We start from the raw sequence: 24713 nt of genomic DNA on the forward strand, positions 1-24713 counted from the left end.
GGCCATCAAGTCTCTTTATCTACCCTAATTTATATTAACCTTTCAAAAAATCATTAATTTTTTTTATAACAATTTTACTTTCAACTATATTTAAATATGAGCATTATGATTAATGCATTTGCATGATTTCAATCACCCCTTTAATACTAAGGATATGTTTATGAATACGAAAGTTATCGCCTCACTATTTTTTGCTGGCATTATGACGGCCATAGCAGGCTGTGATGACGCATCCAAAGGGAATGATACGGTTAAGCAAGCTGAAGAAAAAGCCCAACAGCTAAAAGAAGATGGTCAGCAAAAAGCAAATGAACTCTCTGAAGATGTAAAAAATAAGACCGAGGAATTAAAGCAAAACACGGCTGAGTTTGGCCAAGAAGTCAAAACAGATGCTATCAATAAAGCGGATGAAATGGCCACCGATGTGAAAGAGAAAACGGAGTCACTCAAAGCCGAAAACGATGCTAAAACAGATGAGAAATAAGTTTTAGTAACGCTAAAAACAGGAATAAGCTTAGATTAATCAATAAATCAAACGCCTATACTCTCACCTTATCTGCAACCTTAAATGCAGGCTTAATGCCTGCATTTCCCATTTTTTATTTTTCGTAACAATAAAAGTACTAAAACCTTCCTTACTTAATGGTTATCTCGTTATATAGTGGGGTTTCTTTTATAACGTCGATATCAGGATTTTTCATGCAAATTAAATATAGCCTTGGACATGCAAGCCCCAAACTCGTGGAAGATGCATTTGACCTACGCCAACAAGTCTTTACCCACGAACAAGGCTTCCCTGCTGACATCGATGTTGATGAATATGATGATACTGCCTTGCATGTCGTTTTGTACCTTAATCAACACCCAGCAGCAGTGTTACGTTGCATTCTGTTTGAAGAGACCGGGTTAGTCAAAGTGGGCCGTGTTGCGGTACAAAAACAGCATAGAGGAAAAGGGCTAGGCCGCGAACTCATGAAATTTGTTGAGCATTACGCACAACAACATCATTTCAAAAAAATAGGCCTTTCTGCACAACATACTGCCATCGAGTTTTATCACTCTTTAAAGTACCAAACAGAGGGGGAAATGTACGATGAAGACGGAGTGGACCACATCTATATGACTCGCTCTTTAGAGCAATAATTGACCTTGAATTTAATTTTCTCGCCTCTATATTAATATTAGGTCAATAATTAAACAAACCGAGGTTTCTTATGGCGAATGGCTGGGCAAATGAAAATGCCGTTCAAGAACAAATTGATGCAACATTAGATGACGCAATCACCAAAGCTCGTAGCCAGTTACATTCAGGTGAAAGTGCTGAGATTTGTGAAGAGTGCGGCGAAACCATCCCTGAAGCCCGTCGTTTAGCCTTACCAGGGGTCAGGTTGTGTATCAGCTGCCAAAATGAATTGGATAAAAAAAATGCTGCGTATAGCGGCTATAACCGCCGTGGAAGTAAAGACAGCCAGCTACGATAATTCTGTTAATCTCACTGCTAACTTATCGTTTTTACGTAAAAAACCGCTTGTTTTATCTATTTCGATTAACTTCTCCATAAAGAATGTAAATATTACATTATAACTTATTAATAATATGATAATTAACATGATATTTTTATTACATCCTTATTTTATTTCCCGCTGTTGTTGATCATTTATCCATATCGTGGCAGTATGTCCGCCTGATTTTTTACACTAAAGAGGGTTCAAGGCTCAAAATTAATCACTACTTTTAGCCGTTTTTACTGCTATTAACACGATGTATTTATTGTTCTTTCTACTTTGTTTCCTTAGGAAACCTTTCACAATTATCCATTGTTTCATTAAGAAGGACAGCAGGTTGCATACTTTGTCTCTATTGGTATGCCAAAAATAAAATAAAACAAAAGAAGGTTGTTATGAGTCAAATAAATGATGATTCTAAAAAAGTTCGCTCCAAAATTAGTCCCCCAGTATTTTATAGCTCCGCAATTGTTATTTTGGTCATTGTTGGCTTTGCTGCCTTAATGCCCCAAGTTGCAGAATCTCATCTAAGTCATCTTCAACAAAATTTATTTAATAACGCCAGCTGGTTCTATATCCTTGCTGTTGCGATTGTTCTATTGAGTGTGACTTATCTGGGACTCTCTCGTTATGGGCAAATAAAATTAGGACCGGATCACGCACAGCCAAATTTTAGCTATGTTTCATGGTTTGCCATGCTATTTTCCGCTGGTATGGGTATTGGTTTGATGTTCTTTGGTGTTGCTGAACCAGTAATGCATTATCTGAACCCACCTATTGGTGATCCCCAAACCGTTGAAGCCGCTAAAGATGCCATGCGATTAACCTTTTTCCATTGGGGGTTACACGCTTGGGCGATTTACGCCATAGTTGCATTAATTTTAGCCTTTTTTAGCTATCGCCATGGGCTTCCTCTTACTTTACGCTCCGCTCTTTATCCTATTATTGGCGAGCGTATTTATGGCCCAATTGGTCACGCTGTCGATGTTTTTGCGGTTGTCGGTACCGTATTTGGTGTCGCCACATCGCTCGGTTTTGGTGTTTTACAAGTCAATGCGGGGATGAACCACTTATTTGGTCTGCCCGTTAATGAAATGGTGCAAGTTGGGTTAATTATTGCTTTTACAGGCTTAGCGACTATCTCGGTGGTCTCAGGGTTAGATAAAGGTATCCGTATTTTATCTGAACTCAACCTTGGTTTAGCCTTCCTATTGTTGCTCCTTGTTCTTATTTTAGGGCCAACAGTATTACTGTTGAAATCGTTTGTTGAGAACACAGGTGGCTACCTATCAGAGATCGTCACTAAAACCTTTAATCTTTACGCTTATGAACCCAAATCAAGTAGTTGGTTAGGGGGATGGACTCTCTTGTATTGGGGTTGGTGGTTATCATGGTCTCCATTTGTAGGGATGTTTATCGCTCGTATTTCTCGTGGGCGTACTATCCGTGAATTTGTTACTGGAGTACTGTTTGTTCCTGCCGGTTTCACTTTAATGTGGATGACGTTCTTTGGTAATACTGCGATTGATTTAATTAAAAATCAGGGAGCTACTAAGTTAGCGGAAACAGTACAATCTGATGTTTCTCTCGCCTTATTTGAATTTTTAACTTACTTTCCTTTTTCTACTGTATTGTCATTTTGCGCCATGCTGATGGTCATTGTGTTCTTTGTGACTTCGGCGGACTCAGGTGCAATGGTTGTTGATACCCTTGCCTCAGGTGGTGATTCAAATACCCCTATTTGGCAGCGTATCTTCTGGGCAGCCCTGATGGGTATTGTTGCTATCACTATGCTACTCGCTGGTGGTTTACAAGCCTTGCAAACGCTGACGATTGCGAGTGCATTACCATTTGCTATGGTCTTGTTAGTCTCTATTTATGGTTTGTTTAAAGCATTGCGTGTCGATGCCTACAAACGCGATAGCCAACAGCTCGCAACGATCGCTCCTACAGCAAGCCGTAATCCTATACCGTGGCAGCGTCGCTTACGTAATATCGTTTATTTCCCTAAGCGTTCACATGTTAAGCGTTTTATCGAGGAATCCGTGAAACCTTCAATGGAAATGGTATCAGAGGAACTCGAGAAGCAAGGGACGGTTTGCCATATCCACACCGACAGAGATGACCGGATCGGGTTTGAAGTGGATTTAGGTAATGATATGAACTTTTTATATGAAGTTCGCCTTCGTTACTATATTCAACCGTCTTTTGCCTTAGCAGGTATGGGGGATGAAATTGATGAAGAGAAAAATGAAGAACAACGTTACTACCGTGCTGAAATCCATCTAAAAGAAGGTGGGCAAGATTATGATGTGATGGGTTGGGCTAAAGAACAAATCATTCACGATATTCTTGACCAATATGAAAAACATATTCATTTCTTACACTTATTGGGTAAGTAGCATTAAAAAAGAACTTAGTCATTAGAGACTAAAGTTTATACCGCAGTAACCGCCATCTTTACGTAAAGATGGCGGTTATTTATAATACTTTCCTAACTTTAATCATGGTACATACGAGGAAAATATTCACTAATTTTGTCGTTATCGAATAACTGGTCTACAGTGAAATCAATGGTATCAGATACCGCAATTCCATGGCGCAACTCTTTGGGAAAGTCTTCAACTGAAGCATAAATAGTCGGCATCAAATAACGGAAATAATCTCCCATCTTAGTTTCACCATCATAGCCGACAGGGTAATCATCTCCAGGGTTATTGCCTTCTATAGCTTGATAAATAAAAAAGCCTTTATTGACTGACAGATTAGTATCACTGTAATGCCCCGAAGTCATTAACTCGCTTTCTATGCACTCTTCAACTTCTTTTTTCGAAGATAGATGTCGATAAAGACATGATGAATATAAATCTAAAATAGCTAAGCCACCTTTATCAAGGGGATAGTTTACAAAAGTTGCTGATTCTTCCCACATAAATTCATTTAAATTATTCAATAGTTCTGTAACATTACTAATCGCCAGTAACGATTTAGGTAAATCACCAAAACCATTATTAATCATGACTGCGATTTTTCCATTTTTATCCATGGCAAACCAAGTAAAAACCGAACCAAAGCTAGGTTTCCAATTAATATCTAACATACTCATTTATCTACTCCTGTTGGCCATGTAACTAAGCAATTATCACATGTTTCTTTTATTGCTTTTAGCGGAATTGTATCTTTTCCCCAAACCTCTCTTGGCCTGACTGCTTGGGTAAATCGGATATTTTCTGGCTTAACTCCTTGGCGAATCAACGAGTCCGCGGCTGATACCTCAGCACAAGAGCCAACTGTATTTTTACAAAATGTTGTATATTCACCTATTTTAACACCGAGTTGGTTCTCAACATAAATTACAGTGTCCTTATTCAGCATTTCAGCTGAAATTTTACCATCGCTATATCCAATAGCTATCTTCCCCGTCACAGGATCATACGCACCTATCATGGTGGCTGTATTTGCAGCCTGAGTCTTAGACGGGAGTCTATTAATCTCTGCGATCAGTTTGTTAGTCGCAGAGGCGTGCAACTGCTCTTTTTCTATGATGGGGGTTAATTTCGAGATATTAAGCTTACCTGAAGTCAATAGCTCTTTTGAGGTGGTTGGTATTATATTTTTTAATGATTTAAGTGCCTCTTCAGAATTCACTACGACTTTATAGCCCGCTCCTCCAATTGCGGTTGTCGATATAGCAGCTTCAGGTGCTGCTATATCGGCTGCTACCAAGCCTAGCTTAGTCGCGCAGAAACTGACGCTAGCTTTACATCCAGCAAAACCTAATTTTAACCCTTCCGCAATTTGTGGAGTCGCGGCAACAACTATTTCACCTCCGAGTATGATGACAACCCCGCCGACGGCAACTAAACCCACTACTCCAGCTGCTTGTTCTCTTGCAGCAACTCTTTGTGCGGCAGCTTTATCTCCTTTAGCTGCTGCCATCATATCCAGATTGTTCTCTATAATTATTTGCTGTAGTTGATGCTCTGTATAATTGTACGTATAAACCAGCTCAGCAGAATTAGCGGCAGAAAAAGCCCCTTCTGGCTTATGGGTAATTAATGCCCCTGCAAATCCACCTAATACTTTAGTGAATTGAGTTTTGGCATCATTCCCCTTAATAGCATCTTGTAGTAATGCGAGTTGTCTTTCTTGCTCATTGATATATTTTGGCTCAAACAATTTACTGTTTAATGTTATTGCAGCCAACTCTGCTGCTAGTGCACCAACAACTGCACCTTTCGCATCTCCACCAGCAATTTCAGCACTTACACCCGAAACAACAGAGTGACTTAATAGTTTTCCTGTATGGCCTAGAATCTCCCCATTGTCGCCAATAAGTCGAGCACCCTCAGCATTAATCTGATTTCCAATATTACTGAGTAAGGCAGTCTTAAAGTTAACGGTAAAAATTATTGTTATATGCTGACAATCAATCGATTGATTTTATTGATAGTGATTTTACTGATGAGTTTGGCACTAGTAAGTAGAGCCATCGAGGTAATTTCACAATTGCAAAAAAGAACATGACAGTGAGGAATTGACTACCTATCTAATAAGTATCAGTGAAGTTCGACTTCAGTGAATCTACAGGGAAAGTGAATCATTTAAGTATCTAAATAATTCAAATTGCAGGAAGGTGGCAATTGAGAATAGTTTAGGGAGAATATATCAGTATGTGACCCAAATAGCCGAAAGAAGCCAACACAGCTAGAGCTCGAAATATAACGAATACAAATTAATTTTCTAAATAGTTCGAACTCTAGCAAGGTGGCAATTGAGAATAGTTTAGGGAGAATATATCAGTATGTGACCCAAATAGCCGAAAGAAGCCAACACAGCTAGAGCTCAAAATATAACGAGTACAAATTAATTTTCTAAATAGTTCGAACTCTAGCAAGGTGGCAATTGAGGATAGTTTGGGGAGAATATATCAGTATGTGACCCAAATAGCCGAAAGAAGCCAACACAGCTAGAGCTCGAAATATAACGAATACAAATTAATTTTCTAACTAGTTCGAACTCTAGCAAGGCGGCGATTGAGGATAGTTTGGGGAGAATATATCAGTATGTGACCCAAATAGCCGAAAGAAGCCAACACAGCTAGAGCTCAAAATATAACGAGTACAAATTAATTTTCTAAATAGTTCGAACTCTAGCAAGGCGGCAATTGAGGATAGTTTGGGGAGAATATATCAGTATGTGACCCAAATAGCCGAAAGAAGCCAACACAGCTAGAGCTCGAAATATAACGAGTACAAATTAATTTTCTAAATAGTTCGAACTCTAGCAAGGCGGCGATTGAGGATAGTTTGGGGAGCATACATTAGTATGTGACCCAAATAGCCGAAAGAAGCCAACACAGCTAGAGCTCGAAATATGACGAAAATTTAGGCGCTCTTTCTCTTATCAGCAGAAATATTACTATAATCTGGGCTCTCTAATGCAATTAGCTCATCTAATAGCTCGGTTAAACGTTGCATTTTTTCCTGAGAAAAGGCCTGCTCTATTTTTTGATAACCCTCTTCCACTTCTTGGCGCGCTTTGTCATATAACTCTTGCCCTGCGGGCGTCAAAGAGACATACAATTTACGTTGGTCATTCAACGGTTTTAAGCGGAAAATTAAGCCCTCACGTTCCATACGGGTTAAGATCCCCGTTAAACTTGGACGAAGAATACAGGTTTGGACTGATAATTCATGAAAATCAATTGAACGTTTATCAGCTAAAACCCGAATGATACGCCATTGCTGTTCAGTCAAATTATACGACTTCAATATTGGCCGAAAGAACCCCATTGCGGTTTCCCTTGCCTGCAACAATGCAATTGTCAATGATTCATGCATAAGCTTAAAACTCACCACTCAATTAAAGTTATTTAATCCAATTTAGGTGCTTCACGGTGACTACCATTTTGCTGTATTGGACGTTATTTTGTTCAATCGCACACTGTCTATACTGACTTTTACACGACCAATTTACTTATTACCAAGAGTAGCACGGTCAAATAACAATCTCAAAGAAAAACCCTAAAATATTAATGAGTAAATAATTTAAAAAACAACATACAAGTTAAATATTTGTAAACCATAAAAAATAGCAAAAATAATAAACCATACAATAACAATGGGTTGCATCATTGCTATCTGATTATGTTAATACGATCACAATTAAAATTAACATTTCCATAAACCTATTGCTAATTTTAAAATTATACTTTATTAATATATTAATAATTACTCGAAAGTTAAATTCTTTTCATAAGGAGTTGTCAATGAAAGGCACTGTTTTTGCCGTTGCCCTCAACCACCAAAGCCAGCTTAATCACTGGCTAGAGGCATTCCAGCAAGCCCCTTATAAAACCCCACCTAAAACACCAGTGTGGTTTATTAAGCCGCGTAATACGCGTATTAACTCAGGTGAGCCAATCATCCATCCTATTGGAGAAGAAGTTCAAAGTGGTGCAACGCTAGCGCTAGTCATTGGTAAAGAAGCACGTAAAGTGAGTAAAACCGATGCACATCAGTTTATTGCAGGGTTTGCACTAGCAAACGAAGTGAGCTTGCCAGAAGACACCTTCTATCGTCCTGCCATTAAAGCTAAATGTCGCGACACCTTTTGCCCAATAGGTGAAATGGCGACAACTTCGCTAAATGCTCCTGTCGATATCATCACTCAAGTAAATGGTAAGGAAGTGGATCGTTGGTCAACAAAAGATCTGATCCGCGATGCTAGCGAGTTAGTGGCAGCACTAAGCGACTTTGCCACCCTAAAACAAGGGGACGTGATCCTAATAGGCACGCCACAACAACGTGTCACTATCAAACCGGGTGACGAAGTGGTCATCCTAGCAGAAGGCTTCCCTAGCCTGAAAAACACCGTTGTGGCAGCAGGAGGAAAATAATGTCTACTATCACTAAACGCGCAAAAGTTCTGTTTAAAGGCACTGAATATTCCGTCACTGTTGGCGACAACGAAGAAATAACCTTACCAAACGGGGATGTTATTGCTGGTGATTCTTCCGATATCGTGTGGTTACCTCCTGCACAAGGGACTTTATTTGCCCTAGGCTTGAATTATGCGGATCACGCAACAGAATTAGAGTTTAAGCCACCTGAAGAGCCGCTAATTTTTATTAAAGCTGAAAATAGCTTAACGGGCCACCGCCAAGTCTCAGTCCGTCCAGATAATGTTGAATATATGCATTATGAGTCTGAATTAGTGGTCGTAATTGGTAAAGCTGCCCATAAAGTATCGAAAGAAGACGCGATGGATTATGTCGCAGGTTACACCGTGTGTAATGACTATGCGATCCGCGACTATCTTGAAAACTATTATCGCCCAAATTTACGTGTTAAAAGCCGCGATACCTTAACACCAATTGGTCCTTGGATTGTCGATAAAAGCGCAGTTAAAGACCCTCATAACCTAGCTTTATATACCTATGTTAATGGTGAACTTCGCCAAAAAGGGACAACTGCTGACCTAATTTTCGATATTCCATTTTTAATTGCTTACCTCAGTGACTTTATGACACTGCAACCGGGTGACATGATTGCCACAGGGACACCAAAAGGGCTGTCTGATGTGGTACCGGGCGACGAAGTCATTGTTGAAGTTGAAGGTGTTGGCAGACTAGTCAATACCATTATCAGCGAAAAAGAATATGAGGAACGAGTGTAATGACTAAGATTAACCATTGGATCAACGGAAAAAACGTTGCTAGCAAAGACTATTTTCAAACCACCAACCCAGCAACTGGCGAAGTATTGGCTGAAGTCGCGGCTGGTGGGCAAGATGAAATCAACCAAGCCGTTGCTGCTGCAAAAGATGCCTTTCCTAAATGGGCCAATACCCCGATGAAAGAGCGCGCTCGCTTAATGCGTCGCCTTGGTGAACTCATTGATGAAAACGTCCCTCAAATAGCGGAAATGGAAACCCAAGATACTGGTTTACCTATTCATCAAACTAAAAATGTGTTGATCCCTCGTGCCTCACATAACTTTGAATTCTTTGCCGAAATTTGCCAGCAAATGAATGGTCGTACCTACCCAGTTGACGACAAAATGATGAACTATACCTTAGTTCAACCTGTTGGTGTTTGCGCACTGATTTCCCCATGGAACGTCCCATTTATGACGGCAACATGGAAAACAGCCCCTTGTTTAGCGCTGGGTAATACCGCTGTGTTGAAAATGTCTGAATTATCACCATTGTCCGCTAACCGCCTTGGGGAACTGGCACTTGAAGCAGGTATCCCTGCGGGTGTTCTTAACGTGGTTCAAGGTTACGGTAGTACTGCCGGTGACGCGTTAGTTAAACACCATGATGTACGCGCGGTTTCCTTCACAGGGGGTACCGCCACTGGCCGCACCATCATGCAAAATGCAGGCTTGAAAAAATACTCAATGGAATTGGGCGGAAAATCCCCGGTTCTGATTTTTGAAGATGCAGACATTGAACGCGCATTAGATGCCGCACTGTTCACTATTTTCTCAATAAATGGTGAACGTTGTACCGCAGGTTCTCGGATCTTCATTCAAGAAAGCATTTACCCTGAGTTTGTAAAACGCTTTGCTGAACGTGCAAACCGCCTCATCGTCGGCGACCCGAACGATCCAAAAACACAAGTCGGTGCATTAATCAGCGAACAACATTGGAACAAAGTATCTGGTTACATTCGCTTAGGTATGGAAGAAGGTGCGACCCTATTAGCTGGTGGCCCAGATAAACCAACTGACTTACCTGCACACCTAAGAAACGGTAACTTCTTACGCCCAACTGTTCTGGCCGATGTTGATAACAGCATGCGTGTCGCACAGGAAGAAATTTTTGGTCCAGTTGCTTGCTTAATTCCGTTTAAGTCAGAAGAAGACGGTTTACGCATGGCAAATGATATCGAATACGGTTTAGCTTCCTATATTTGGACACAAGATGTGAGCAAAATCTTACGTTTATCTCGTAATATCGAAGCCGGTATGGTGTTTGTTAATACCCAAAACGTACGTGACCTACGTCAGCCATTTGGTGGTGTTAAAGCATCCGGTGTTGGCCGTGAAGGTGGCGAGTATAGCTTCGAAGTCTTCGCGGAAATGAAGAACGTCTGTATCTCCTACGGAGACCATAACATCCCTCGCTGGGGTGTGTAATAAAAAGCAAAATTATTCAGTAGCAAGCTACACCATTCTTTATTCTAAGTAATTTTGAATCAATGATAATTAATTTGGCTACTTATCCTAAATAATTCGTATTGTAGCTAGGCGGCAAGTGAAGTTATCCCTAGGAGCATACTGAAGTATGTGACTAGGGTAACTTTATGAAGCCAACAACGCTACGGCGCGAAGTATGACGGATAAGCGAAGGAGGAAGGAAATGGGTAAGTTGGCACTCGCCGCAAAAATAACACACGTCCCATCCATGTACCTATCAGAACTACCGGGTAAAAATCATGGATGCCGCCAAGCCGCTATCGATGGTCATAAAGAAATTAGCCGTCGTTGTCGCGAATTAGGCGTTGATACCATCATTGTTTTTGACACGCACTGGCTGGTCAATAGTGCTTACCACATCAACTGCGCCGATCATTTTAAAGGTATATATACCAGTAATGAACTCCCTCATTTTATTCGTGATATGGAATATGAATATGATGGAAACTCAGTCCTAGGCCAAATGATCGGCGAAGAAGCGCGCAAATTAGGTGTTCGAGCTCAAGCTCATGAAATTCCAAGCTTAACTCTCGAATATGCGACTTTAGTTCCTATGCGCTATATGAATAGCGACCGCCACTTTAAAGTGATTTCTATCTCCGCATTCTGTACTTCTCACAGCTTTGAAGACAGCCGGAAATTAGGCGAAGCCGTACTGACCGCGATCGAAAAATACGATGGCACCGTGGCTGTATTGGCTAGTGGTTCTTTATCACACCGTTTTATTGATGACCAAAAAGCCGAAGATGGTATGAATAGTTACACCCGCGAATTTGATGAGCAAATGGACAAACGTGTTGTGAAACTATGGCGTGAAGGTCGTTTCCAAGAGTTTTGCAAAATGCTGCCTGAATATGCTGATTATTGCTATGGCGAAGGGCATATGCACGATACGGTAATGCTATTAGGCATGCTGGGTTGGGATAAATACGCGGAAAAAGTGGAAGTGTTAACGGATTTATTCGCCAGCTCGGGGACAGGGCAAATTAACGCCGTATTCCCTCTTCCAAGTTATATTATTGAAAAACAAACTGCTACTGTATAAGGAATTGTTATGCCTCATTTTTATGCAGAATGCACAGAAAACATTCGTGATGAAGCCGAGCTCCCAGCGTTATTCGCTAAAGTGAATGATGCCCTTGCTGAGACGGGTATTTTCCCACTAGCTGGAATTCGTAGTCGCGCTATTTGGCTAGATACTTGGCAAATGGCCGATGGTAAGCACGACTATGCGTTTGTCCATATGACGTTAAAAATTGGTGCTGGTCGTTCCCTTGAAGATAAGCAAAAAACAGGGGAAATGATTTTCGACCTCATCAAAAACCATTTTGCTGATTTAATGGCAAAACGCTACTTAGCACTATCTTTCACCATGGAAGAGCTAGACCCTGTATTAAATTACAAACAAAACAATGTGCACGCCCTATTTAAAGGGTGAGGGTTTAGGCAGTAACTAATCGTTGTATTGAGAGGGCAAGATGGTTAAAAGTTTCGATAAACACATACCGCACTACCTAATCCCATTATTGGGGTCATTAGTGGCATTCGGCCCATTGTCTATCGATATGTATCTTCCTGCCCTACCTCAGATGGGGGTTGCTCTTCAAGCCTCTCAGGGGCAAATGCAGTACACACTAGGCGCTTTTTTTGCTGGCTTTTGTGTCGGGATGCTGTTTTACGGGCCACTGAGCGATTTGCTGGGCCGCCGTAAAATGTTGTTAAGTGGCTTGGCAATCTTTACCGTAGCAAGCTTATTATGTGCTCAAGCCTCTGATGCCAATACGTTAATTATTTTCAGGGCGCTACAAGCTTTTGGCAGCGGTGCTGCAATCGTGATGGCGAGGGCAATTGCTAGGGATGTGTATCCCGCAAATGAATTACCTAAAGTATTGTCATTAATGACACTCGTCACCATGATTGCTCCATTACTTGCCCCATTACTAGGTGGTTTTCTACTTATCCACTTTCAGTGGCAAGCTATTTTTTATTTGTTGGCGCTGATTGGCCTATCTTCCGTGGCGGCAATTTTTTTCTTGCTCCCTGAAACATTACGCCACCAGCGGGGCACTGAGAATATTATTTGCGTTGCTTTTAAAAACTACGCTCAGGTGCTCAGCGACAAAGAAGCACTGAGTATTATCGGTACCATGGCGTTCTCTTTCGCAGGGATGTTCGCCTTTATTAGTGGCTCACCATTTGTTTACATCAGCTATTTTGGTGTTTCTGAACAGCATTATGGCCTGTTATTCGGCTGCAACATCTTGGGGATGATTGTCATGCTGTTACTCAATGTTAAGTTGCTAAAAACCTATAGTTTGACGCGTATATTGACCATGCAAAGCGGTTTTCAACTTGCGTTTGGCTTATTGTTGTTACTTTTTTATCAACAAAGCCTCTCCATAATTGTTATTCTGGTGGTACTGTTCCTATCGATGGTAAATGCTATCGGCACTAACAGTTTGTCACTGTTACTGCAACATCGCGGAAAAATTGCAGGTAGCGCCAGTGCACTCGCAATTTCAATTCAATTTGCATTGGCTGCTCTGGCTAGTGTTGCAGTTTCTGTATTACAGGATGAATCCCCATTTGCTATGACACTCGTTATGGCTATCTGTGCTGGGTTAAGTTTCACAAGCCAATATTTATCGGCTAAAAATCCCCACTCACAGGTGCAATCAGTGTCTTCGGAGAAAAACGAAAAATGAGCATAAATACCAATTCTACATTATTCCGCCAACAGGCTTATATCAACGGTCAATGGGTTGACGCACAAAACAACAACGTGTTTGAAGTGACAAACCCTGCGAATAACCACGTTATCGCCAAAGTGAGTAATGTAGGGGCGTTAGAAACCCAGCAGGCTATTGAAGCTGCTGAAAAAGCCCTCCCAGCATGGAGAGCTAAAACTGCGAAAGAACGTAGCCAGATTTTAAATAAATGGTTCCATTTGATGATGGAAAACCAAACAGAATTAGCGCAATTGCTCAGTGCAGAACAAGGCAAGTCGATAACCGAATCGATGGGAGAAATTGCCTACGGAGCCAGTTTTATTGAATGGTTTGCTGAAGAAGGTAAACGCATTTACGGTGAAACTATTCCGTCACCACTCCCAGGTCGCCGCCTTGTAACAATAAAACAACCTGTCGGTGTGGTTGCGGCAATTACGCCTTGGAACTTCCCTAATGCGATGATCACCCGCAAAGTCGGTCCAGCTCTAGCAGCCGGTTGTACAATGGTACTAAAACCCGCCGCAGAAACACCACTCTCTGCGCTTGCACTCGCGGCATTAGGTGAACAAGCAGGTATCCCTGCTGGCGTATTTAACATCGTCCCAGGCACAGATGCCCAAGCCATTGGCGGGGTAATGACCTCCAGCCCTATTGTCCGTAAATTGACTTTCACAGGTTCTACCCGTGTTGGCAAATTATTGATGGAACAATGCGCTAATACTGTGAAAAAAATGTCCCTTGAGTTAGGTGGTAATGCGCCATTTATTGTCTTTGATGATGCGGATTTAGACGCAGCAGTACAAGGGGCTTTAGCCGCAAAATTCCGTAACAGCGGGCAAACCTGTGTATGCGCTAACCGCATCTTAGTTCAAGAAGGTGTCTATGATGAATTCGCCGCTCGCTTAGCAAAAGCTGTAAATGAACTAAAAATTGGCCCATCAACCCAAGCAGATTCACAGCAAGGCCCGCTGATTAACCAAGCCGCTGTCGATAAAGTGACAGAGCACATTGCTGATGCTGTTTCTCATGGTGCGAAAGTGATTGCAGGTGGTAAACCAGCGTCGTTGGGTGGTTTGTTCTTTGAACCTACAGTGATCACCGGTGTAACCGAATCCATGAAAGTCGCTAAAGAGGAAACATTCGGTCCACTCGCGCCTTTATTCAAATTCCGTGATGAGCAAGAAGCCATTGCACTAGCGAATGACACTGAGTTCGGCTTGGCATCCTATTTCTATTCAAAAGATATCGGTCGAATCTACCGTGTTGCTGAGGCTTTAGAAAGCGGAATGGTCGGTATTAATGAAGGCATTATTTCAAATGAAGTGGCCCCATTTGGTGGCATTAAGCAGTCTGGTCTGGGGCGTGAAGGCTCACGCTACGGAATTGAAGATTATCTGGAAGTGAAATACCTCTGTTTCGGTGGTCTTTCTAATTAGAAAGACACATTAACTGGCGGTATTCGCTTTTAAAATCTTAGCTCTAAATAATTCGAGTTAGAACAAGGCGGCAAATGAGACTAATCCCTTAGGAGCATACCCGTGTGACTAGGGGATAGGCGCAAGCCTATCGTGAAGCTAACGCAGTTATAGCTCGAAGTATGACGAGCTGAGGTGCAAAAGGAGAATAAGATGTTACAAAAAGATGTCATATTGCAAATAGCCCAACGCCTTAATCAGGCTGAAAAATCACGTGAGCAGATCCGCCAGATTTCGTTGGATCACCCAGAGATGACGATTGACGATGCTTATGCCATCCAAAAAGAATGGGTTGGTTTGAAAATTGCTGAAGGACGTATACTCAAAGGCCATAAAATTGGGCTAACCTCCAAAGCAATGCAAGCAAGCTCACAAATAGATGAACCTGATTATGGCGCGCTACTTGACGATATGTTTTTTGATGACGGTTGTGATATTCCCACTGACCGCTTTATTGTCCCTCGTATTGAAGTAGAGCTTGCTTTTGTTCTCGCAAAACCCTTACGCGGCCCCAACTGCACCATCTTTGATGTCTATAACGCAACTGATTATGTGATCCCTGCTCTTGAGCTAATTGACGCACGTTGCCATAACATAGACCCAGACACTAACCGTCCCCGTAAAGTATTCGACACAATTTCGGATAATGCGGCTAATGGTGCAGTAATTTTAGGCGGCAGACCTATCAAACCACGCGACTTAGATATGCGTTGGATTAGCGCACTGTTATATCGCAATGGCGTGATTGAAGAGTCTGGTGTCGCTGCCGCAGTTCTCAATCATCCCGCTAACGGTGTTGCTTGGTTAGCCAATAAATTAGCGCCGCATAATGTCCAACTTGAACCGGGCCAAATCATTCTTGGTGGTTCATTTACCCGACCTGTTCCTGCACGTAAAGGCGATGTGTTCCACGTCGACTACGGCAATATGGGTTCTATTAGCTGCCGTTTTGTATAAGGAAATACTATGGATCTGTTAGAAAATAAATTTAAAAAAGCCTTAAAAAGTGGTCAACCGCAAATTGGGTTATGGCTTGGGTTATGTAGCCCATACAGTGCTGAACTTGTTGCTGGTGCTGGCTTCGATTGGCTATTGATTGACGGTGAACATGCACCGAATAATGTACAAACTATATTATCTCAATTACAAGCAATAGCCCCTTATCCATCACAGCCAGTCGTCCGCCCACCGTGGAATGACCCGGTGATCATCAAACAATTGCTGGATATTGGTGCTCAGACACTTTTATTACCTATGGTGCAAAATGCTGAACAAGCAAAACAAGCCGTCCGTGCGACTCGCTATCCACCAGCGGGAATACGCGGTGTTGGTAGTGCATTAGCGCGTGCGTCACGCTGGAACCGTATCCCCGATTATTTAACTCGTGCAAATGATGAAATGTGCGTAATCGTGCAAGTAGAAACTCGTGAAGCAATGAATAACCTGCCTGAAATTTTAAACGTTGAAGGGGTGGATGGCGTATTTATTGGCCCAGCAGATCTCAGTGCCGATATGGGTTTTTCTGGTAACCCTAATCACCCAGAAGTTAAAGCCGCAATAGAAAAAGCTATTGTACAAATTCGTGAAGCCGGTATCGCCCCTGGGATCTTAATGGCGGCACCAGACGTTGCCGAACACTACCTGAAACTCGGTGCCCTGTTTGTGGCAGTAGGTGTGGATACCACATTACTTGCTCGTACCGCAGAAGCGCTGGCAGCTAAATTTGGCAAAACCGCCTCAGAGGTCACTCCAAGTACACCAAGCGTTTATTAACAATAAGTATCGCTACATAGGTCAATTTTAACCCTACAGACAATTACCCTATTTAGCTAAATAAAAAAGCAATATCACAATATAGGGCAGACAGCACCATGACTGCCTACTAGTCCCTTGTACCTATAAAATCTTCAAAAGAAAGAATTGAGGGCCCTACAATATGAGTAATCAACAACTTGCAAGCACTAACCCTGCTGAGCAACATAAAAATTTAACTGAGCCACAGCAACGGGTAATTAATAAACTATTCAAACGGCTGATAGTATTCTTATTCGTACTATTTGTGTTTTCATTCTTAGACCGGATTAATATCGGCTTTGCCGGCCTAACTATGGGAAAAGATATCGGCCTCACTTCCACCATGTTTGGCTTAGCGGCAACCTTATTTTATGTCACTTATGTTATTTTTGGTATTCCAAGCAATATCATGCTCAGTATTGTGGGGGCTCGCCGTTGGATAGCCACCATCATGGTGCTTTGGGGAATTGCCTCAACCGCAACCATGTTTGCGACCGGGCCAACCAGTTTATACATCTTACGGATGTTAGTTGGGATAGCAGAAGCAGGTTTCCTACCGGGCATTTTAGTGTATTTAACCTACTGGTTCCCCGCTTATTTCCGCGCTCGTGCTAATGCCTTATTTATGATAGCCATGCCAGTTACCATGGCATTTGGTTCACTCGCATCTGGCTATATCCTTGGTTTAGATGGCGTTTTAAACTTAAAAGGCTGGCAGTGGTTGTTCCTACTAGAAGGTTTCCCATCAGTGATCCTTGGGGTACTCGTTTGGTTCTATCTGGATGATTCTCCGAAAAAAGCCAAATGGCTGACCCAAGAAGATAAAGACACGCTTCAAGAAATGATGGACCAAGACCAACTGGAATTAGTGCAACCCCATGGCTCAAAAAGCCATACAGCAATGCAAAATACCAGTTTATGGAAAGAAATATTCACCCCTGTTGTCTTGATGTATACCGTCGCTTATTTCTGTTTAACCAATACATTAAGCGCAATTAACATCTGGACACCTCAGATCATGCAAAGCTTCAATGAAGGCAGTAGTAATGCCATGATCGGCCTGTTAACTGCAATCCCACAATTTTGTACCATCTTAGGGATGATCTACTGGAGTCGGCGGTCAGACCGTTTGCAAGAACGGAAAATGCATACTGCCTTACCGTATTTATTCGCCGCCGCAGGCTGGGTACTTGCTGCCATGACGAGTCACCCAATTATCCAATTGATTGGGATTATCATGGCCTCGACAGGTTCTTTCACTGCCATGGCCGTATTCTGGACGACCCCTGATCAATCCATTAGTTTACGTGCTCGAGCTATCGGTATTGCGGTTATCAATGCAACGGGTAATATAGGCTCAGCCGTCAGTCCACTATTGATAGGTTGGCTAAAAGACCAAACAGGTAGCTTTAATTCAGGCCTCTATTTTGTGGCAGGTTTGCTGGTCGTCGGTGCACTATTAGTTATCGCTATCCCAATGAAGAACTCAAGACCAAGAGCAACACCTTAATATTTTGATGGTTTGAATGATTTGAAGGTTTTGAATGTTTTAATAATTTATGCTGCAAATAATTATTAAAGGGTGTTACCCAAAATAATTTGGTTTGCAGCTAGGCGGCAAGCAAGTTAACCCTTAAGAACATACTGCGGTATGTGACTAGGGTTGGCTTGTGAGGCCAACAACGCTGCGAGCCGAAGAATGAAGGGTAACTCAACTTTAATTACGAATATCGACATCAGTACAGACTACGACGAAACCCAAGGTAACGATGACGTTCACTACCAAACCTTTGGTAACATGGCGGCTTTCTTTGGCCGTGATATGCAAGCCCATCGCCATGACGGTTTTTTCCAATTACACTATTTGGTTACTGGTCATATCACCCTACAACTTGATGAATCTCGTTATTCGGTTCAGGCACCTTTATTTATTCTAACGCCCCCATCTGTCGCCCATGCCTTCTTTACCCAAGAAGACACTGATGGCCACGTACTAACTGTACGGCAAGATTTAATTAGCCCACTATTGGGTTCGCTTTACCCTGCTAACCCTGACTTAGTCAATATTCCAGCAATTTGTTTATCTGTTGCAGACAAACCCGAAGATATTGACACCTTCAATCATTATTGGGCGCTAATGGCTCGTGAATCGGCAAATAACGCTGTAGGGAAAGATCAGGTTTTATCCTCTTTAGCACAGGCTTTTTTTGCTTTTCTACTAAGGTCAATCCCTCTTGATGAGCACCCGACCACAGGTGTTCGAGGGGAGCATCGTTTATTCCAACGCTTTAATCAACTCATTGACTTACATTATCATGAGCACCTAGCAGTACCTGAGTATGCAAAAAAACTCGGGGTCACTGAATCTCGATTGAAAGATATGTGCCGCCGTTTCGCGAATAGGCCGCCTAAACGGCTCATTTTTGATAGGATATTAAGGGAAGCAAAACGTATGCTGCTATTTTCTGATAGCCCAGTCTCTGAAATTGCCTACCAGCTTGGTTTTAAAGACCCCGCTTATTTTGCCCGCTTTTTTAACCGATTAGTGGGTTGTTCCCCAAGTTTATGGCGCGAACAAAATATCCACTAGTACGGGTAGTTTTATCACAAAAATAACACATGTATTGCATATTAAGAATGCAATACATTTTCATGCTTCCTGATAGCCTATCTTTTCCCACCACCACACTTTTATTTTACATTTTAAAAACATTTTGATGTTTTATTGATTTTGTTTCAACATTATCAACAATGTCAAACTGATTAACAAAAAGTGAATGTCAAGATTAAAAAATAACCACCTGAAACCAAAATAATAAATATATATTAATATACAAATAAAGCATAATTAATTGATATGCATTGTTTTTATGTTTAATCTGATAATTACATTAACATCAAAACATCGAAGTGATCACAATTCTTTCATAAAAAACCATTTACAACGAAAAGTACCCGTTAACCTTTAAAAAGTCTCTTTAAAACTTACTCAGAAAGCGATTCAATTAATAAACACAAAAGAAACATAAAATTAACATAATTTAGCTTGCAACCTTTGTACCCCTATCATTGCAAGCCCTCATTGTGAGATAACGAGGTAGACATGAAACCAGAAGATTTTCGTTCAGATGCTAAACGCCCTTTTAATAGCCAGGAATATCTAAAAAGCCTACAAGATGGCCGTGAAATCTATATTTATGGCGAGCGTGTGAAAGATGTCACCACTCACCCTGCTTTTCGTAACTCCGCCGCTTCTATAGGACAATTATATGATGCGCTTCATGATAAAACGACTCATGACCAACTTTGCTGGAACACTGACACCGGTAATGGGGGATACACACATAAGTTCTTTCGTTTCGCCACAAGTGCAGATGAATTGCGCCAACAGCGCGATGCAATCGCAGATTGGTCACGCCAGAGCTATGGATGGATGGGACGCACTCCAGACTATAAGGCGGCATTCGCCAGTTGTTTAGGTGCTAACCCAGAATATTACGGCCAATTTGCTGATAACGCCCGTAACTGGTATAAACGCATTCAAGAAAGTGGGCTTTACTTTAACCATGCTATTGTTAACCCACCTATCGACCGCCATAAACCCGCAGATGAAGTAAAAGATGTTTATATAAAACTAGAAAAAGAAACTGATGCAGGTATTATCGTCAGCGGTGCAAAAGTCGTTGCAACTAACTCTGCGTTAACGCACTACAATTTTATTGGTTTTGGCTCTGCGCAAGTCATGGGTGACAACCCTGATTTCGCACTGATGTTTGTCGCCCCTATGGATGCTGATGGCGTGAAACTGATTTCACGTGCATCTTATGAATTAGTCGCAGGAGCTACTGGCGCACCATTTGATTACCCATTATCAAGCCGTTTCGATGAAAATGACGCAATCCTCGTGATGGATCATGTGTTAATTCCATGGGAAAACGTGTTGATCTACCGCGACTTTGATCGCGCTCGTAACTGGGCAGTACAAGGTGGTTTCGCTCGCCTGTTCCCGTTACAAGCTTGTGTACGTTTAGCGGTGAAACTCGATTTCATCACCGGTCTTCTGCAAAAAAGCTTGGAGTGTACTGGTGTTATCGACTTCCGTGGTGTACAAGCAGACTTAGGTGAAGTGGTTGCATGGCGCAATTTGTTCTGGTCATTAACTGATGCAATGACCTCTGAAGCAAAAGCTTGGGAAGGCGGTGCATTCTTACCTGATACTCAAGCAATTCAAACGTATCGTGTTATGGCACCAATGGCCTACACCAAAATCAAAAATATAATAGAAAGTAACGTCACCAGCGGCCTGATTTATCTACCATCTAGCGTTCGTGACATGAATAACCCAGAGATTGATAAGTATTTAGCAAAATATGTTCGTGGCTCCAACGGTATGGATCATGTTGAACGTATTAAGATCTTAAAACTTATGTGGGATGCAATCGGCAGTGAATTTGGTGGCCGTCATGAGCTGTATGAAATTAACTATGCAGGTAGCCAAGATGAAATTCGCCTGCAATGTCTGCGTCATTCATACGGTTCTGGCAATATGAAAGCCATGACAGATATGGTTGATCGTTGTTTATCCGATTACGATCAGCACGGATGGAAACGTCCACACCTGCATAACAACAATGATATTAATCAGTTAGATTCGCTGCTAAAATAATCGGCAGCAGGAGGTCAAAATGTCTTTAGAAAATGAACATCGCCTGCGTTTCAGAGATGCGATGGCAAGTCTTGGTGCAGCAGTTAACATAGTCACCACGGATGGTACTGAAGGTCGCTGTGGGATCACCGCAACCGCAGTCTGTTCAGTTACAGATACGCCACCAACTTTGATGGTATGTGTCAACCGCAATAGCGCCATGAATGCGGTATTTCAAAAGAATGGCCGCCTGTGTGTAAACGTACTAAGCCATGATCAAGAAGAACTCGCCTGCCACTTCGCAGGTATGAAAGGTTCAACCATGGAAGAGCGTTTTAGTTGGAATGTGTGGGACAACGGTATTTTACAACAACCTTTACTGAAAAATGCCCTTGCCAACCTCGAAGGTGAAATTACGCAAGTCCAAGATATTGGTACTCACTCAGTGTATATGGTTGAAATGAAACAAATCATTGTCAATGACACAGGGCATGGTCTGGTTTACTTTAAACGCAAGTTCCACCCTGTTATGCACCAAATACTTGAACCAACAGCGTAAGTAGCGATACAACTTGAAATATAACGAGTATATCTGACTGAAATAGCCTCTAATTTAAGAGGCTATTTTGTTATATATACTAAACTGTTACAGAAACACTTTACGATATTCCTTTTCTTTTTATATTACATTCCCTTTCACTCTTTTCTGATTGCATAATTAATAAGACTCTTATACGTTTAGCTAAAATCAAATTAAATAAAAACCGCTGACTAAAAGGCATTAATATGACCATCACTCTTATCGTTGTAGCTGTTTTATTATTATTGGCTGTTGGCTGGGGGATATCTATTTATAACCGCTTAATCAATGCGCGTAACCAAGTGAATAACCAATTTGCTAATATCGACGTGGTTTTAAAGCAGCGTGCCGATCAAATTCCACAACTGGTCACTATTACAGAAAAAGCAATGGAACATGAAAAAAGCCTTTTTATCTCATTAAGTGACGCACGCCAAAGCTACTTTAGTGCCCAAAATATGGCGGACAAGATCACCGCTTCAAATAAAATGAACCGCGCACTGGGTAACCTTATAGCTATCGCAGAAAATTACCCTACCCTCATTTCTGGTGAGCAATTCACACAATTACAATTAGCCCTAAGCGATGTTGAAAATAAAATAGCCCAACGCCGTGAAAGTTTTAACGATGCAACAACAGAGTATAATACTGCAATACAAATGTTCCCTGACAACCTGATTGCTAATGCCTTTCGTTTTACACAATTACCATTACTTGATATTTCTGAAGATGATAAAAAATATCATGGTATCCAGTTTAAATAATATCAACGTAAAGGGTATTAGTCTGTGAATATGTATTTTTTACTCGGGGCAGCGATTGGTGCTTTAATTTTATTTATCGATAATAAGTTTTCGATAAATAAAAGAGTAAATTGGGGGATCATCCCTTTTATCAGCATTGCCTGCGGTATGTGGTACTCGCTATCACCTACTCAAGGGGATTACGGCAGTATCATTTATTATATTGTGATATTGACCATTTCCTTTTTTATTATTCGTCATATCGTCAAAGCCAGTAAAGCCGGCTTTCAGCGGTATCAGCGATTACAAAATGAAGGTTCATCAAAGTTTAGCGCTTTTCTTAAAGTACTCGTGGGGACTTTACTAGCAAGTTGCTTATTTGTAGGCTTTTTTATCGACATGCGAGTGTTTTTCATCGCATTTGTCTTAGCCTTCGTATTTAAGTTTATTGAAAATACACCAACCAAGCGCTTCTTAAAATTTCAAAAAAACCTCGCGACATCCAAAATACGCTCAATAGCTATGGGGCTTGTCGAAGTTGAAGGTGAAATAACCACAGGTACTGAAATTAAAAGCCAGTTAGGTAATAAAACCTGCTATGGCTCCTTTTATTTTGAGTATTCCATATCGAAAGATAAAGATGGTAAAAAAAGTTATACATTACAAAATAGTAAAAGCCGTATGGAGAGTTTTATCCTGACCGATGATACAGGGTCAGTAAAGGTAGAATGTGACCCCGATTACTTTGTTTATCCAGGGCTACAAGCGCATATGGATATTGAGCAAGGCAACCGTCGTTATACTGAATATTTGCTTGAACCAAAAACCCGTTATTTACTGATTGGCACCGCTGACGCGAATGAAAAAGGTGAGCCCGTTATTATCCGCAAAGCTCCTCATATGCTATTAGGTGTTTCTCCGGCTGACTATGTTGTACGTTGGAATAAAACCGGGCCGTTACGTCGGAATTTATCCATTACCGCCATTATTGCACTGTTATTGATTGGGGTTATTTTGGTTACCCCGATAAATTACCGTAATGGGCAATTAAATCTGTATTTTGACAAAATATCATTATTCGGTGATAACTAGCATGGAAACGCTTATTTTCTTCATTATTATTGTTATCATTGGCTATATAATCATTCGCTATCTAATTAATATTTATAACAATATTGTCTTTTTGAAAAATAATTGCCTCAAAGCATTTGCCAATATTGATGTGCTATTAATGAAACAAATTGAGTTAATACCAGCGCTGACTCAAGTGGCAGATAAAGCTATCGCGTATGAAAAACAGCTTATTAATGAAATAGTTGAAAGCCGACAGCGCTATTTATCCAATACGTCCATTGAAATCAAAATTGATACTGCAAACCAACTATCGCCAAAAATAAAGCCATTAATTGCTATCGCAGAAAACTATCCCGCGCTTATCAGTAAGGCGGTACTATTGGAATTACAAACACAAGCAAAGCATATTGAAGAGCAAATTGCCGACAGACGAGAATTTTTCAACCAAACGGTCACACTCTACAATACCGATATTCACATCTTTCCAAACCTAATTTTTGCAGCGTTATTTCGCTTTAAAGCTATTCCTCTACTATACGGTAAACAGGAGCCTTCACAATGATCAGCATTCCTTTTTCTTGGTTTGGTTTTACTGATTGGCTTCTTGAACAAGAAGCTGGGTTAGTCATTATGTTTGCCACGTTCGGCACATTGTTTTTATCTATTGCCACCCTTGTCGTACTAAATATACTCGGGTTAAAAAAACTCTCACTCTATATTTCAGGGGCTTTATTTTGCTCAGTTTTTATTAGCATGATTGTGATGATCCCACTATTACTGCTTTTCAGTATTGAAGACTCAATCAAGTTACAACTTATCTGGGTCATTATTGTTGCCAGTTGCCTAATTTCATTTTTAAGTAACCGACATTATTTGGAGATCTATTTTAATTCCATTGAAAATAAAATTGAAAAAGAAACCAAAAAACAAAAATCCAAACGGAAAAACAAAAAATAGAGGAC

24 protein-coding genes and 1 pseudogene are annotated in these 24713 nt (G+C 41.2%); 21 read left to right on the forward strand and 4 right to left on the reverse strand.

Annotated elements, in window-relative coordinates:
- Positions 1-160 precede the first annotated feature (160 nt).
- The 4 genes from ACIPUA_RS01250 (at position 161) to ACIPUA_RS01265 (ending at position 3907) form a co-directional block, all read left to right on the forward strand.
- The gene (locus ACIPUA_RS01250) at positions 161-484 is read left to right on the forward strand and encodes a hypothetical protein (RefSeq protein WP_042846841.1); all 324 of its coding nucleotides are present in this window, start codon (positions 161-163) and stop codon (positions 482-484) included.
- Between the two features lie 215 nt (positions 485-699).
- A complete protein-coding gene (locus ACIPUA_RS01255) occupies positions 700-1143 on the forward strand; it encodes a GNAT family N-acetyltransferase (protein WP_071547730.1) in 444 nt (147 codons plus the stop codon).
- A gap of 71 nt (positions 1144-1214) precedes the next feature.
- Positions 1215-1481, forward strand: a complete 267-nt coding sequence (locus tag ACIPUA_RS01260; protein ID WP_042846843.1) for a DksA/TraR family C4-type zinc finger protein — start codon at positions 1215-1217, stop codon at positions 1479-1481.
- Between the two features lie 419 nt (positions 1482-1900).
- A complete protein-coding gene (locus ACIPUA_RS01265) occupies positions 1901-3907 on the forward strand; it encodes a BCCT family transporter (protein ID WP_042846844.1) in 2007 nt (668 codons plus the stop codon).
- A 98-nt stretch (positions 3908-4005) separates the two neighbouring features.
- Here the strand turns inward: ACIPUA_RS01265 and ACIPUA_RS01270 are convergent, their stop codons facing one another.
- The 4 genes and pseudogenes from ACIPUA_RS01270 to hpaR all read right to left on the reverse strand — a co-directional run bounded on the left by ACIPUA_RS01270 (position 4006) and on the right by hpaR (position 7348).
- Positions 4006-4611, reverse strand: coding sequence for a hypothetical protein (locus tag ACIPUA_RS01270; RefSeq protein WP_048608298.1), 606 nt, complete (start codon positions 4609-4611; stop codon positions 4006-4008).
- Positions 4608-5711 (reverse strand): hypothetical protein, encoded by a 1104-nt coding sequence (locus ACIPUA_RS01275; protein WP_449059212.1) that lies wholly within the window; start codon positions 5709-5711, stop codon positions 4608-4610. Before ACIPUA_RS01275 ends, ACIPUA_RS01270 begins: the two co-directional genes overlap by 4 nt.
- A gap of 24 nt (positions 5712-5735) precedes the next feature.
- Positions 5736-5939 (reverse strand): annotated as a pseudogene (locus ACIPUA_RS01280) (DUF637 domain-containing protein); the annotation flags it as partial.
- 953 nt (positions 5940-6892) lie between these two features.
- Positions 6893-7348, reverse strand: coding sequence for a homoprotocatechuate degradation operon regulator HpaR (hpaR, locus tag ACIPUA_RS01285; protein WP_042846846.1), 456 nt, complete (start codon positions 7346-7348; stop codon positions 6893-6895).
- A 428-nt stretch (positions 7349-7776) separates the two neighbouring features.
- Here hpaR and ACIPUA_RS01290 point away from each other — a divergent pair, with 428 nt between their 5' ends.
- From ACIPUA_RS01290 to ACIPUA_RS01370, 17 genes are all read left to right on the forward strand, one after another.
- Positions 7777-8406, forward strand: coding sequence for a fumarylacetoacetate hydrolase family protein (locus ACIPUA_RS01290; RefSeq protein WP_042846847.1), 630 nt, complete (start codon positions 7777-7779; stop codon positions 8404-8406).
- Positions 8406-9185, forward strand: coding sequence for a fumarylacetoacetate hydrolase family protein (locus ACIPUA_RS01295; RefSeq protein ID WP_042846848.1), 780 nt, complete (start codon positions 8406-8408; stop codon positions 9183-9185). Before ACIPUA_RS01290 ends, ACIPUA_RS01295 begins: the two co-directional genes overlap by 1 nt.
- Positions 9185-10651 (forward strand): 5-carboxymethyl-2-hydroxymuconate semialdehyde dehydrogenase, encoded by a 1467-nt coding sequence (gene hpaE / locus ACIPUA_RS01300; protein ID WP_042846849.1) that lies wholly within the window; start codon positions 9185-9187, stop codon positions 10649-10651. The genes ACIPUA_RS01295 and hpaE overlap by 1 nt, the downstream gene beginning before the upstream one ends.
- A 223-nt stretch (positions 10652-10874) precedes the next feature.
- Entirely contained in the window at positions 10875-11756 is an 882-nt protein-coding gene (gene hpaD, locus ACIPUA_RS01305) for a 3,4-dihydroxyphenylacetate 2,3-dioxygenase (RefSeq protein ID WP_210790629.1), read from the forward strand.
- A gap of 9 nt (positions 11757-11765) precedes the next feature.
- Positions 11766-12149, forward strand: a complete 384-nt coding sequence (locus tag ACIPUA_RS01310; RefSeq protein WP_042846851.1) for a 5-carboxymethyl-2-hydroxymuconate Delta-isomerase — start codon at positions 11766-11768, stop codon at positions 12147-12149.
- Between the two features lie 40 nt (positions 12150-12189).
- Positions 12190-13416, forward strand: coding sequence for a Bcr/CflA family multidrug efflux MFS transporter (locus ACIPUA_RS01315; protein WP_080750906.1), 1227 nt, complete (start codon positions 12190-12192; stop codon positions 13414-13416).
- Positions 13413-14876, forward strand: a complete 1464-nt coding sequence (locus ACIPUA_RS01320; RefSeq protein ID WP_042846852.1) for an NAD-dependent succinate-semialdehyde dehydrogenase — start codon at positions 13413-13415, stop codon at positions 14874-14876. Before ACIPUA_RS01315 ends, ACIPUA_RS01320 begins: the two co-directional genes overlap by 4 nt.
- A 192-nt stretch (positions 14877-15068) precedes the next feature.
- Positions 15069-15872 (forward strand): 2-oxo-hept-4-ene-1,7-dioate hydratase, encoded by an 804-nt coding sequence (gene hpaH / locus ACIPUA_RS01325; RefSeq protein WP_042846853.1) that lies wholly within the window; start codon positions 15069-15071, stop codon positions 15870-15872.
- Positions 15873-15881: 9 nt separating this feature from the next.
- Positions 15882-16688, forward strand: a complete 807-nt coding sequence (gene hpaI / locus ACIPUA_RS01330) for a 4-hydroxy-2-oxoheptanedioate aldolase (RefSeq protein WP_042846854.1) — start codon at positions 15882-15884, stop codon at positions 16686-16688.
- Positions 16689-16851: 163 nt separating this feature from the next.
- The gene (hpaX, locus tag ACIPUA_RS01335; RefSeq protein WP_042846855.1) at positions 16852-18219 is read left to right on the forward strand and encodes a 4-hydroxyphenylacetate permease; all 1368 of its coding nucleotides are present in this window, start codon (positions 16852-16854) and stop codon (positions 18217-18219) included.
- A gap of 189 nt (positions 18220-18408) precedes the next feature.
- Positions 18409-19299 carry a 4-hydroxyphenylacetate catabolism regulatory protein HpaA gene (gene hpaA, locus ACIPUA_RS01340; protein WP_042846856.1) on the forward strand — a complete coding sequence of 297 codons (891 nt, stop codon included), beginning with the start codon at positions 18409-18411 and terminating at the stop codon, positions 19297-19299.
- Between the two features lie 513 nt (positions 19300-19812).
- Entirely contained in the window at positions 19813-21375 is a 1563-nt protein-coding gene (gene hpaB / locus ACIPUA_RS01345; RefSeq protein ID WP_042846857.1) for a 4-hydroxyphenylacetate 3-monooxygenase, oxygenase component, read from the forward strand.
- 19 nt (positions 21376-21394) lie between these two features.
- On the forward strand, positions 21395-21913 hold the full coding sequence (gene hpaC / locus ACIPUA_RS01350) for a 4-hydroxyphenylacetate 3-monooxygenase, reductase component (protein WP_042846858.1): 519 nt from the start codon (positions 21395-21397) through the stop codon (positions 21911-21913).
- 227 nt (positions 21914-22140) lie between these two features.
- Positions 22141-22698, forward strand: a complete 558-nt coding sequence (locus tag ACIPUA_RS01355; protein WP_071547727.1) for a LemA family protein — start codon at positions 22141-22143, stop codon at positions 22696-22698.
- A gap of 30 nt (positions 22699-22728) precedes the next feature.
- Entirely contained in the window at positions 22729-23769 is a 1041-nt protein-coding gene (locus ACIPUA_RS01360) for a hypothetical protein (protein ID WP_173424827.1), read from the forward strand.
- Between the two features lies 1 nt (position 23770).
- On the forward strand, positions 23771-24313 hold the full coding sequence (locus tag ACIPUA_RS01365) for a LemA family protein (RefSeq protein ID WP_071547726.1): 543 nt from the start codon (positions 23771-23773) through the stop codon (positions 24311-24313).
- Positions 24310-24708, forward strand: coding sequence for a hypothetical protein (locus ACIPUA_RS01370; RefSeq protein ID WP_042846863.1), 399 nt, complete (start codon positions 24310-24312; stop codon positions 24706-24708). Before ACIPUA_RS01365 ends, ACIPUA_RS01370 begins: the two co-directional genes overlap by 4 nt.
- Positions 24709-24713 lie beyond the last annotated feature (5 nt).

The organism is Providencia sp. AGC89, assembly GCF_053543535.1.